Annotated in this window: 13 protein-coding genes; all 13 read left to right on the top strand. The window is 43.9% G+C overall.

From position 1 onward, the window contains the following. The first annotated feature begins 493 nt into the window (after positions 1 to 493). The gene (gene deoB / locus GJU40_RS19640; protein ID WP_154309749.1) at positions 494 to 1,684 is read left to right on the top strand and encodes a phosphopentomutase; all 1,191 of its coding nucleotides are present in this window, start codon (positions 494 to 496) and stop codon (positions 1,682 to 1,684) included. A 4-nt stretch (positions 1,685 to 1,688) separates the two neighbouring features. After that, positions 1,689 to 2,513 carry a purine-nucleoside phosphorylase gene (locus GJU40_RS19635; protein ID WP_154309748.1) on the top strand — a complete coding sequence of 275 codons (825 nt, stop codon included), beginning with the start codon at positions 1,689 to 1,691 and terminating at the stop codon, positions 2,511 to 2,513. A gap of 33 nt (positions 2,514 to 2,546) precedes the next feature. Further along, the gene (locus tag GJU40_RS19630) at positions 2,547 to 3,848 is read left to right on the top strand and encodes a pyrimidine-nucleoside phosphorylase (RefSeq protein WP_154309747.1); all 1,302 of its coding nucleotides are present in this window, start codon (positions 2,547 to 2,549) and stop codon (positions 3,846 to 3,848) included. A 132-nt stretch (positions 3,849 to 3,980) separates the two neighbouring features. Next, positions 3,981 to 5,147, top strand: coding sequence for a D-alanyl-D-alanine carboxypeptidase family protein (locus tag GJU40_RS19625; RefSeq protein ID WP_154309746.1), 1,167 nt, complete (start codon positions 3,981 to 3,983; stop codon positions 5,145 to 5,147). A 95-nt stretch (positions 5,148 to 5,242) separates the two neighbouring features. Further along, positions 5,243 to 5,596: an anti-sigma F factor antagonist gene (gene spoIIAA, locus GJU40_RS19620; protein ID WP_154309745.1), complete on the top strand. Its 354-nt coding sequence runs from the start codon at positions 5,243 to 5,245 to the stop codon at positions 5,594 to 5,596. Then, complete coding sequence (gene spoIIAB, locus GJU40_RS19615) at positions 5,593 to 6,033, top strand: anti-sigma F factor (RefSeq protein ID WP_154309744.1); 441 nt, start codon at positions 5,593 to 5,595, stop codon at positions 6,031 to 6,033. Before spoIIAA ends, spoIIAB begins: the two co-directional genes overlap by 4 nt. A gap of 12 nt (positions 6,034 to 6,045) precedes the next feature. After that, a complete protein-coding gene (sigF, locus tag GJU40_RS19610) occupies positions 6,046 to 6,804 on the top strand; it encodes an RNA polymerase sporulation sigma factor SigF (protein WP_154309743.1) in 759 nt (252 codons plus the stop codon). Positions 6,805 to 7,027: 223 nt separating this feature from the next. After that, positions 7,028 to 7,477: a stage V sporulation protein AC gene (spoVAC, locus tag GJU40_RS19605; protein ID WP_154309742.1), complete on the top strand. Its 450-nt coding sequence runs from the start codon at positions 7,028 to 7,030 to the stop codon at positions 7,475 to 7,477. 18 nt (positions 7,478 to 7,495) lie between these two features. Then, the gene (spoVAD, locus tag GJU40_RS19600; protein ID WP_154309741.1) at positions 7,496 to 8,521 is read left to right on the top strand and encodes a stage V sporulation protein AD; all 1,026 of its coding nucleotides are present in this window, start codon (positions 7,496 to 7,498) and stop codon (positions 8,519 to 8,521) included. Further along, a complete protein-coding gene (gene spoVAE, locus GJU40_RS19595; RefSeq protein ID WP_154309740.1) occupies positions 8,521 to 8,871 on the top strand; it encodes a stage V sporulation protein AE in 351 nt (116 codons plus the stop codon). Before spoVAD ends, spoVAE begins: the two co-directional genes overlap by 1 nt. Positions 8,872 to 8,879: 8 nt before the next feature. Then, on the top strand, positions 8,880 to 9,473 hold the full coding sequence (gene spoVAEA / locus GJU40_RS19590) for a stage V sporulation protein SpoVABEA (protein WP_154309739.1): 594 nt from the start codon (positions 8,880 to 8,882) through the stop codon (positions 9,471 to 9,473). Continuing rightward, complete coding sequence (locus tag GJU40_RS19585; protein ID WP_154309738.1) at positions 9,439 to 10,914, top strand: spore germination protein; 1,476 nt, start codon at positions 9,439 to 9,441, stop codon at positions 10,912 to 10,914. The genes spoVAEA and GJU40_RS19585 overlap by 35 nt, the downstream gene beginning before the upstream one ends. A gap of 159 nt (positions 10,915 to 11,073) precedes the next feature. Beyond that, positions 11,074 to 12,396 (top strand): diaminopimelate decarboxylase, encoded by a 1,323-nt coding sequence (lysA, locus tag GJU40_RS19580; RefSeq protein WP_343031645.1) that lies wholly within the window; start codon positions 11,074 to 11,076, stop codon positions 12,394 to 12,396. Positions 12,397 to 12,490: the final 94 nt, after the last annotated feature.

Genomic DNA, 12,490 nt, shown 5'->3' with positions numbered 1-12,490 from the left:
TTATCGTCGTTGAAAACAGTGTTGACAAGAAGGAACAAAATGACTCTTTCTTTTTACACAATTATATGGACTTAATCAAAACAGAGTGAAAAAGCAGTCGAAATGTCCTTCATAAGGGCGATGAAGGACAAAACAGGGTGGAAAAACAAGCGAAATGTCCTTCATAAGGGTGAAGAAGGACAAAACAGGGTGGAAAAGCAGTCGAAATGTCCTTCATAAGGGCGATGAAGGACAAAACAGAGTGAAACAGCAAGCGACATGGTGATATGCAAGAAAGAGAAGGCAAACACAGCATTCATGCAGGATGAGGTATGTTTCAATCCCATTTATTAGTGGAATGGAAACAAGAAAGAGAGATATGGCATAATTCCTTGTCACTACAGTTGAAAACGGTTTATAATTATGTGGTCAGACTTCTGACGTATATGACGCTGCATGGATATTAAAAGCAATGATCATAGTATAGATAGATGGATTTTAAGGAGGATGCAGGATGCAGAATTATACATATAAAAGAGTGTTTGTGATTGTCCTTGATTCTGTCGGTATCGGCGAAGCGCCTGACGCAGAAAAATTTGGCGATAAAGGCTCTCATACATTGGGACATATAGCTGATCATATGGGCGGGCTGAACATGCCGAACATGGAAAGATTAGGCCTCAGCAACATCGAGGAAATAAAGGGAATGCAAAAACAGAGCAATCCTATGGCCAGCTATACGAAAATGATGGAGGCATCTAACGGAAAGGACACAATGACAGGGCATTGGGAAATCATGGGCCTGCGTATTGATACCCCGTTCAGAGTGTTTCCTGAAGGATTTCCTCCTGAACTGATTGAAGAGCTGGAAAAAAGAACAGGGAGAAAGATTATTGGGAACAAGCCGGCTTCAGGTACTGCTATTTTAGAAGAACTCGGTGAAGAGCATATGAAAACCGGAGCTTTGATTGTTTATACTTCCGCAGATTCAGTCCTTCAGATTGCTGCACATGAAGAAATCATTCCTATTGAAGAACAGTACAGAATTTGTGAGCTGGCGCGTGAGCTGACCCTTCATGAAAAGTACATGGTCGGAAGAGTGATCGCCCGTCCGTTTCTTGGCAGCAAGGGGAATTTCAGCAGAACAGCTAACAGGCACGATTATGCCTTGAAACCATTCAGCCGCACAGTAATGAACGAACTGAAGGATTCAGGCTATGATGTGATTGCCATTGGAAAAATATCTGATATTTATGATGGTGAGGGTATTACTGAAACGGTAAGAACGAAATCGAACATGGATGGCATGGACCAGCTTATCTCTTCCATGGATAAGAACTTTACAGGTCTTAGCTTCCTGAATCTTGTTGACTTTGATGCGTTGTTTGGCCACAGGCGTGACCCCCAGGGATACGGCCTCGCACTCCAGGAGTATGATGATAGGCTTCCGGAAGTTCTTGAAAAATTGAACGATGACGACCTTTTAATCATAACAGCAGACCATGGCAATGACCCGGTTCATCCGGGTACAGACCACACCAGGGAATTTGTGCCTCTTCTGGTCTACAGCCCTGCCTTACAGCAAGGAAACGAAATGCCGGTCAGAGAAACATTTGCTGATATTGGCGCTACAATTGCAGATAACTTTGGCGTAAGCTTGCCGGAGCATGGGACGAGCTTTTTATCAGAACTAAAGGGGGAGTAGAAAAATGGATATGACAAATATTCAAAATTCAGCAAAAGCACTAAAAGAGAAATATCAGGAAACACCATCAATCGGCCTGATTTTAGGTTCAGGACTTGGTGTCCTTGCAGATGAAATTGAAAATCCTGTGAAAATACCGTACAGCGAAATTCCGGGCTTTCCTGTTTCCACGGTGGAAGGACATGCAGGACAGCTGGTGTTCGGAACGCTAAAAGGGGCTCAGGTCGTTGCCATGCAGGGTAGATTTCATTTTTATGAAGGTTACAGCATGGAGAAGGTCACGTTTCCTGTAAGAGTCATGAGGGAAATTGGAGTGGAAACCCTGATTGTAACCAATGCTGCGGGCGGCATTAATGAGGATTTTGAACCTGGGGATTTGATGATCATCTCAGATCATATTAACAATATGGGAACAAATCCGCTGATCGGCCCCAATGATTCAAAGCTTGGGCCGCGCTTCCCCGATATGTCGGAAGCATACAGCAGAAAGCTTCAGCAGCTTGCAGGAAAGGCGGCTGAAAAGCTTGGCATTAGAGTGCGCCAGGGTGTTTATATAGCCAACACGGGACCTACATATGAAACACCTGCAGAGGTTCGTTTTCTAAGAACAATGGGTGGCGATGCCGTAGGAATGTCAACTGCTCCTGAGGTAATTGTTGCAAGGCACAGCGGCTTGCGGGTTCTGGGGATTTCCTGCATATCAAACATGGCAGCCGGAATTCTTGATCAGCCTCTCTCACATGATGAAGTGATTGAGACAACGGAAAAAGTGAAGTCCAACTTTCTAAATCTTGTGAAACAGATTGTGGAAGATGTCAGCAGCCGTTAAGAGGCACATTATGAAGGACTTGGGGTGAGAAGTATGAGAATGGTTGATATTATACAGAAAAAACGAAGCGGAAAAGAATTAACAAGGGAAGAAATTCAATACTTTATTAAGGGATACACTGGCGGTGACATTCCTGATTATCAAGTATCAGCATTGTTAATGGCAATCTATTTTAAAGGAATGACATCTGATGAAACGGCAGTTTTGACGCAGGCCATGGTGGATTCAGGTGATACCATTGACTTGTCAGCCATTCAGGGACATAAAGTAGATAAGCATTCTACAGGCGGTGTTGGCGATAAAACAACCTTTATTGTAGGACCTCTTGTGGCCTCCGTTGGTGTTCCGGTTGCCAAGATGTCGGGCAGAGGGCTTGGACACACAGGCGGAACCCTTGATAAACTTGAAGCGATTGAAGGCTTTCACATTGAGATGACAGAGGAACAGTTCATCGAAAATGTGAATACGCATAAGCTTGCAGTAGCCGGACAAACAGGAAATTTGGCGCCAGCTGACAAAAAGCTCTATGCCCTGAGAGATGTGACTGCTACTGTTGATTCCATTCCGCTGATTGCCGGTTCCATCATGAGCAAAAAGCTTGCTTCAGGAGCGGACAGCATCGTACTGGATGTAAAAACTGGCTCCGGCGCTTTTATGAAAACATTGAAAGATTCCGAGTCTCTTGCAAAAGAGATGGTGAGTATCGGCAACGCATTGGGGAGAAGCACCATTGCTGTTATCAGCGATATGAACCAGCCCCTTGGCTTTGAGGTTGGAAACGCCAGCGAGGTAAGAGAAGCTGTCCAGATACTTCAAGGAAAGAAAGTGGATGACCTTCGTGAGCTGTCTCTTGTGCTGTCTGCCCATATGACAGTACTGGCTGAAATTTTTCCAACTTTTGAGGAAGCATACAGTGAACTTGAAAAAAATCTGGAAAATGGTAAAGCTTTCGCAGCATTCAGAAACTTTATTATTGCTCAAGGAGGCAATGTTGAGCAAATTGATGACTTATCAAAGCTGCCTGCTTCACAGTATAAAGTGGAGGTTATTTCCAAAACTGAGGGCTATGTAGCTGAAATTGATGCTGAATCTATCGGAATCTCAGCCATGTACCTCGGAGCTGGAAGAGCGACGAAAGATGATGAAATCAATCATGCTGTGGGAATTACACTCAATAAAAAAGTGGGGGACTACGTCAGGATTGGCGACCCGCTGGTTATTTTGCACAGTGATACAGAAAATCCTGAGAATTCCATCAGAAAGGTTCAGGAAGCTTACAGACTTTCAGCTGAACGGGTGGAAAAACCTAAACTGATTCATAAGATTATTCAATAACCGGAGTAGACAGTGCCTAAGGGTGCTGTCTTTTTATTTTGCCTGCCTCCTTATCTGGTTTTTTTCGTGATCTTCGTATAGTTACTCCCTTAATTGGAAAAAATGGGGTGTATCAAGAATGGAGGTTTGGAGATGAAAAAAGGATTTATATTATTGATGCTTGCCGGTTTACTGCTGCAGCCTGCAGCTAACGGGGCGCTGGCCAAGGAAAAATCATCGGTTGTGCTGGCTGATAAAGCGAAGTCTGCAATTTTAATTGAAAGAGACACCGGAAAAATTCTTTATGAGAAAAACAGCGATGAAAAGCTGCCTCCTGCCAGTATGACAAAAATAATGACAATGGTCTTGATCATGGAAGCGATTGACAAAGGCCAGTTAAAAATGACAGATAAAATACGGACAAGCGAACATGCAGCCTCTATGGGCGGATCCCAGATTTTCCTCGAAGCAGGCGAAGAAATGACAGTTGAAGAAATGCTGAAAGGAATTGCTATTGCTTCAGGAAATGATGCATCTGTAGCTATGGCTGAACACCTTGCAGGCTCGGAAGAAGCGTTTGTGGAAAAGATGAACCAAAAAGCAAAGGAACTTGGATTAAAAAATACAGAATTCAAGAATCCGACTGGTCTTCCGGTCCAGAATCATTACAGTACAGCTCATGATATGGCGTTAATGGCGAAAGAGCTGCTGAAGTATGATGGAATTACAAGGTTTACAGGAACTTATGAAGACTACCTTCGTCAGGATACAGAAAAGAAATTCTGGCTGGTGAACACAAATAGGCTGGTTAAATTTTATCCTGGTGTAGACGGTGTGAAAACAGGCTTTACCAATGAAGCAAAATACTGCTTAACTGCGACTGCAAAAAAAGGAAACATGAGGGTGATAGCGGTTGTTTTTGGAGCCGAGACACCTAAAGACCGGAATGCACAGATTACAAAAATGCTTGATTTTGCCTTCAGTCAGTACGAAACTCATCCGCTGTTTGCAAAGGATCAGGTTATTACAAAAGTGAAAGTAAGCAAAGGAAATGTAAAGGAAACAAATGCTGTAACATCAGAACCTATCTCCGTACTGGCGAAAAAAGGAGAAGATGTGAAAGATGTTTCGCAGGAAGTAAACATAAAGAAGAAGATTGCTGCCCCTGTTAAAAAAGGTGACAGGCTCGGCACGCTGACTTTGAAGAGAAATGGCGAAACCATTGCGGAAAGTCCGCTTGTGGCAGAAAAAGATGTGAAGCCGGCCGGCTGGTGGCATTTATTCAAAAGAGTGATGGGAGAATTCACTAAGTCTGGCTGATGTTGTTGAAATAGCACTAGTTTTGTCACAGGGCAGGAAAACAATTTATCCATAACGAAATTCCTTATTATCCAAAATTGTAAGGGGGACTATGGATGAGCCTAGCGATAGAACTAGACATCAAACAATCAGTTTTGTGCATTCGCCTTTCGGGAGAACTAGATCATCATACCGCGGAAACACTGCGCGGGAAAGTGACAAGTAAATTGAATGAAGGCGGTATTCAGCATATTGTGTTAAATCTTGAAGACCTTTCCTTTATGGACAGCTCGGGACTGGGAGTCATTCTCGGCAGATATAAACAAATTAAGCAGCTGGGCGGAGAAATGGTTGTTTGCGCCATTTCGCCAAGTGTGAAGAGGCTGTTTGATATGTCAGGTCTCTTTAAAATTATCAGGCTTGAAAGCTCTGAAACATCAGCGCTGATGACGCTGGGGGTGGCTTCATGAGAAATGAAATGAACCTTCAATTTTCAGCTCTCAGCCAGAATGAATCGTTTGCAAGGGTGACGGTGGCTGCATTCATTGCTCAGCTGGATCCTACCATGGATGAACTGACTGAGATTAAAACGGTTGTATCCGAGGCTGTTACAAATGCAATTATTCACGGCTATGAAAATGATGCTAACGGTATTGTTTATATCTCTGCAACACTTGAAGAAGGTGTTGTCCGCCTGACGATCAGGGATGAAGGAACAGGGATTCATGATGTCGAGGAAGCAAGGCAGCCTCTTTATACGACAAAACCTGAACTTGAAAGATCAGGAATGGGCTTTACAATCATGGAGAATTTTATGGACGAAGTGAGTATAAATTCTTCAAGAGAATTTGGCACAACGGTAAAACTCACAAAGCACCTATTAAAAAGTAAAGCTTTATGCAATTAAGGGAGACTTGCTATGGATGTGGAGGTCAAGAAAGATAACCATACTGCACAGCTTAAGGACCACGAGGTAAAAGAGCTGATCAAACGAAGCCAGCAGGGTGAACAAGAAGCAAGGGATATCATCATTCAGAGAAATATGAGGCTCGTTTGGTCGGTTGTTCAGCGCTTTTTAAACAGAGGATACGAACCTGATGATCTTTTCCAAATAGGAAGCATAGGATTGCTAAAATCGGTAGATAAATTTGACCTGTCTTATGATGTGAAATTTTCTACCTATGCAGTTCCAATGATCATTGGTGAAATTCAACGGTTTATCAGAGACGATGGGACTGTCAAAGTCAGCAGGTCATTGAAAGAGCTGGGCAACAAAATCCGCAGAGCCAGAGACGAGCTTTCGAAAAATTTAGGAAAAGTACCGACTGTGAATGAAATTGCAGAGTTTCTTGACATTACTCCTGAGGACGTTGTATTAGCGCAGGAAGCTGTCAGAGCGCCATCATCCATCCATGAAACTGTTTATGAAAATGACGGAGACCCCATCACCCTGCTGGATCAAATTGCTGATAACAGTACAAACAAATGGTTTGATAAGATTGTGCTGAAGGAAGCTATTCAGGAGCTTGATGAGCGGGAAAGGCTGATTGTTTATCTTAGATATTACAAAGACCAGACCCAGTCAGAAGTAGCTGAGCGCCTTGGAATATCTCAAGTACAGGTATCAAGGCTTGAAAAGAAAATACTGCAGCAGATGAAAGATAGAATGAATCAATAAAGAGCCGGGTTTTCATGCAGCGTATGCATGGAAATCGGGCTTTTTTAATTGCATTGAGAATCCCGGTAAAGAGAAATAAAGAATGGTAATTTATAGAATCTGATCTGCACTGTATGTTTAAAAAAAAGAGTAAGCATACTATTTGTACAGCCAATTGATGGCAGAAGGATCAAAAAGTGAGAATTACATACAGGCGTAAGTCTTTATTGATGGAGGGAAAAACATGGCAAAGCTTAAAGATAATTATAAAAAAAATGTAAAAAGTTATCAGCCTAAACCTAATTATCTGTTGAACTGCGTGAAGGCATTCGTGATAGGAGGGCTTATATGCACAATTGGGCAGGGACTTCAGAACTTTTATATGCATTTCTTTAATTTTAATCAGGAATCTGCAGGAAACCCGACAGTTGCAACTTTGATCCTCGCTTCAGCTTTGTTAACCGGCTTTGGTGTGTATGACCGCATTGGCCAGTTTGCCGGTGCAGGTTCGGCAGTACCGGTCACAGGGTTTGCAAACTCGATGACAAGTGCTGCGCTTGAACACAGGAGCGAAGGAATTGTACTTGGAGTAGCAACAAACATGTTTAAGCTTGCGGGCAATGTAATCGTATTTGGGACAGTGGCGGCGTATATCGTAGGAATGATCCGCTTTTTTTTCAGCAAGGCATTTTAATATAAAGGAGTCCTGGATATGCGGTTGACAGGAAAGCAATCATGGGTTTTTGAAAATGACATATATCTTAATGCTGCAGGAACTGCGGTAGGACCCAAGGAAAAAGACGGGCCACTGGGGAGCATGTTTGATGTAACTTATGACGATCTTCACTGCGGCGAGGATAATTGGGAACTTGCAGAAAGAAGATTAATGGAAAGAGCAATTGAATCCAGTCTCAGTAAAGCAGAGAAAACAATTGAAGATGTGGATATTTTTCTTGCAGGAGATCTGCTGAATCAAAATGTTACAGCTAACTTTGTGGCAAGGCACTTGAAGGTTCCTTTTCTATGCATGTTTGGCGCGTGCTCCACTTCAATGGAAACACTTGCGGTTGGCTCAGCTTTAGTGGATGGGGGATTCGCCAATACAATCATTGCCGCGACCAGCAGCCACAATGCTACCGCAGAGAGGCAGTTCCGTTATCCGACAGAGTATGGCGGCCAAAAGCCTGACATATCCACATCAACGGTCACCGGGGCAGGCGCGGCATTGGTCAGCAGGGAACCAGGAGACATCAAAATTACGGCTGCTACGATAGGGCGTGTGCAGGATCTAGGTATAACTGACGCGTTTGATATGGGTTCTGCCATGGCGCCTGCTGCTGCGGATACAATTCAAAACCATTTGCAGGATCTTAACCGCAGGGCGGAAGATTATGATCTGATTGTCACCGGGGATTTATCCGGTGTAGGCAGCCCGATTGTGAAGGACCTTCTTAAGGAAGAGGGAATTGATGTGCATGCAAACCACAATGACTGCGGCTTAATGATCTACCGGCCTGATCAAGGTGTTTTTGCAGGAGGAAGCGGTTGTGCCTGTTCTGCAGTTGTTACTTATGCTCATCTTTTGAATGAGTTGAGACAGGGAAATCTTCAAAGAATCTTGGTTGTGGCTACAGGTGCTTTGTTGAGCCCGACTATGATTCAGCAAAAGGAGTCTATCCCGACAATTGCTCATGGGGTCGTGCTGGAACGAGCAGCGAAAGGGGGAAGAAGTCACTGATGGAGTATGTAATTGCTTTTGCAGTTGGAGGCGCGATCTGCATTATTGGACAGCTTCTGCTGGATTTTGTGAAACTGACACCTGCCCATGTGATGAGTTCATTTGTGGTGATTGGAGCCATTCTTGATGGCTTTGGAATATATGATAATTTTATCAGATTTGCAGGAGCAGGCGCTACAGTACCAATAACAAGCTTTGGCCACAGCCTCGCTCACGGCGCTATGGAACATGCGGATAAACATGGATTTATCGGTATTGCGATGGGCATTTTTGAACTGACCTCTGCGGGTATTTCTTCTGCAATCTTGTTTGCATTTCTGGTTGCATTAATATTTAAACCGAAAGGATAACCCTACACATGACAAAGAGACAGGTTATATTGGTGACTGATGGAGATGAAATAGCGGCTAAGACAATTATGTATGCTGCACAGCAAGTGGGAGGGCGGTGCATTTCCAGGTCTCAAGGAAATCCATCGCTCCTGAGCGGTCCGCAGCTTGTTCATCTTATCGCTCAAACACCATATGAACCTGTTTTTGTCATGTTTGATGATTGCGGGCTGAGAGGAGAGGGAGCAGGGGAGCGGGCACTAAAATACGTAGCAAAGCATCCTGATATTGAGGTGCTTGGTGTGATTGCGGTTGCTTCTAACACAAGGCAGGCAGAATGGACGAGGGTGCACGTATGCATTGACCGTTTTGGAGAACTGACAGAGTTTGGAGTTGACAAAAGCGGCCAGAAAGAGTTTGAAGTTGGAAAGATAAACGGAGATACTGTTTACTGCCTGGATGAATTGCACTTGCCGCTGATTGTAGGAATTGGTGATATCGGAAAAATGTCCGGAAAAGACAGCATTGAAAACGGATCGCCCATTACAATGAAGGCAGTGGAGCTTATCCTTGAAAGGAGCGGGTATAATGGCAAGCGAGAAGAAGCAGAAGACATCGGTTAAGCCCAGACCTTCCGAGAATGAAAGCTTTTTTAAAAATCGTGTTGGCATGGGAATCAGCTTTGATTTAGGCGTACGGAAATTTTATATTTTTGATACAGAAGTTCATATGTATTTTGTTAACGGGCTTTGCGATACCTCGTTCATTACCCAGATTCTCATTGAGCTGACGGAAGTGAATGATTACAAGCATAACAAGGATAAAGTTTCAGATATAGTAGAAAATCGTATTGCCAACCAGCAGGTTGAAAAGGTAGAAACGCTCGATGAAGTGACTGATCAGGTATTATCAGGATTAATTGCCATAATCATTGAAGGCTGCCAGTTCGCATTTACTGTTGACACGAGAAGCTACCCGGGCAGAACCCCTGAAGAACCTGATACAGAAAAGGTGGTACGGGGATCTCGTGACGGGTTTGTAGAAAATATCATCGTCAACACAGCACTGATCCGCAGAAGAATCAGGGATGAAAAGCTTCGCTACGAAATGCTGAAAGTAGGGGAAAGATCAAAAACAGATGTTTGTGTAGCGTATATCGAAGATGTTGCAAACCCTGATCTGGTGGATGTGATCAAAAAAGAACTAAAAGCAATAGAGATTGATGGAATTACGATGGGCGATAAGACGGTGGAAGAGTTTATTGTGAAGCAGGGATACAATCCATATCCGCTGGTTCGCTATACCGAAAGAGCTGATGTGGCGGCAAATCATTTACTTGAAGGTCATGTAGTGATTATCACTGACACTTCTCCCAGTGTTATTTTAACGCCAACGACCTTTTTTCACCATGTACAGCATGCAGAAGAATACCGCAACGCCCCTTCGGTGGGAACCTTTCTTCGCTGGGTCAGGTTTCTTGGAATAATGGCATCAACACTCTTTCTCCCTTTGTGGTTCTTATTTGTTCAGGAGCCGCAGCTGCTTCCGGAGAATCTCAAGTTTATCGGCCCAAGTGAAGAAACCAATATTCCCATTGTCGTCCAGATCTTTCTGGCAGATGTCGGCATAGAGTTTTTGAGAATGGCCGCCATCCATACCCCGACGGCCCTTTCAACAGCAATGGGTCTGATTGCAGCAGTCCTGATCGGTGAAATTGCAATAGAAGTCGGCTTGTTTGTTCCTGAAGTCATTCTTTATGTTGCTTTGGCAGCAATCGGAACTTTTACAACGCCCAGCTATGAGCTGAGCATAGCAAATAAAATGGTGCGTCTTGCCATGCTGATTGCAGTCGCGGCATTCGGGCTTGAAGGGTTTATTATCGCCATGACAGTCTTTATCCTGATGCTGGTTCGCATCCGATCGCTTAACACACCTTATCTATGGCCTTTCATACCTTTCAATCTTAAAGCACTCTGGCAGATCATCGTAAGAACGTCAGTGCCCGGGGCCAAGATCAGACCAAGCATTGTTCATCCTCAAAATATAAAAAAGCAGCCTAGCTGAACAGATGCTCATTGAATGTTACGGACAATTATGATATTGTATTTGTAATAAAAACAGAGGTTTGATCCAATAAGAAGGCAGTTAATAACAGGCAATGCGGTTGTTAGCTGCCTTTTTTTCCTATCAGGGAACGGAACAGCGGAAAGAGGGTATGAAAAAGTGCACTTTCACGGAACCAGCAGGATTAATGAAAAAGGACATTTAGAAATAGGCGGAGTAGATACTGTTTCTTTAACAGAAACTTACGGCACGCCTTTGTATGTATATGACGTAGCTCTCATCAGGGAAAGGGCGAGGGGCTTCAAGCAGGCTTTTGAGCGAGCAAATGTGAAGGCTCAAGTAGCTTACGCCAGCAAAGCCTTTTCTTCAATTGCCATGTTTCAGCTTGTGGAAGAAGAAGGTCTTTCCCTTGACGTGGTATCCGGGGGAGAGCTTTTTACTGCCATAGCGGCAGGCTTTCCTGCTTCAAGAATTCATTTTCATGGAAACAATAAAAGCCGGGAAGAGTTAAAAATGGCGCTGGATGCGGGTGTTGGCTGCATTGTTGTAGACAATTTTTATGAAATTTCATTACTCTCAGAACTCACACAAAACAGCAGCAGCAGTGTTCCTGTCCTGTTGAGAGTAACCCCTGGTGTTGAAGCGCATACGCACGATTATATTACCACTGGGCAGGAGGACTCCAAGTTCGGTTTTGGTCTCCTGAACGGACAGATTGAGAAGGCGATCAGCATGGTGCAGTCTCAATCTGCTATAGAGCTGCTGGGGTTTCACTGCCATATAGGCTCTCAAATCTTCGATACAGCTGGATTTATTCTTGCAGCAGAAAAGATCTTTGAAAAGCTTAGAGAATGGAAAGAAGAGCTGCAATATGTTCCTTCTGTTGTAAATCTGGGGGGAGGCTTTGGCATCCGCTATACTGAAGAGGATGAACCACTAGCGCCTCAGGCATATGTTGAAAAAATCGTAGAGGCAGTCAAAAACCAAGTTTCGCTGCTCGGTATGGAAATGCCTGAGATTTGGATTGAGCCGGGCCGTTCTCTTGTAGGCGACGCAGGTACGACTCTATATTCTGCGGGTTCCCAAAAAGACGTGCCGGATATCAGAAGGTACATCTCTGTTGACGGCGGAATGAGTGATAATATTCGTCCGGCCCTGTATCAGGCAAAATATGAAGCAGTTCTTGCCAACCGTATGAGAGAAGCTCATACTGAAATAGTGTCAATTGCAGGAAAATGCTGTGAAAGCGGAGATATGCTGATATGGGATGTGCCGCTTCCCCAGGTAGAGGCAGGAGATATTGTTGCAATGTTCTGCACAGGGGCATACGGCTATTCAATGGCGAACAACTATAACAGAATTCCGCGCCCGCCGGTAGTATTTGTGGAAAATGGAGAATCTCAGCTTGTCATCAAAAGAGAAACCTATCAAGACTTGATTGGGCTGGATCTGCCAATTTCATCAAAAATTCTTCATAGATAGGGACAAAGGGACAGGTCCCTCGTCCCACACAGGAAAGCTCCGAAGAGAGAAACTCTCTGCGGGGCTTTTTTTGTAAGGTATTTATCCAGTGATA

Origin of the sequence: Metabacillus lacus, from assembly GCF_009674805.1 — a bacterium.
GTDB classification, from domain to species: Bacteria; Bacillota; Bacilli; order Bacillales; family Bacillaceae; genus Metabacillus_C; species Metabacillus_C lacus.
This window is presented reverse-complemented; position numbering and strand designations above follow the sequence as displayed.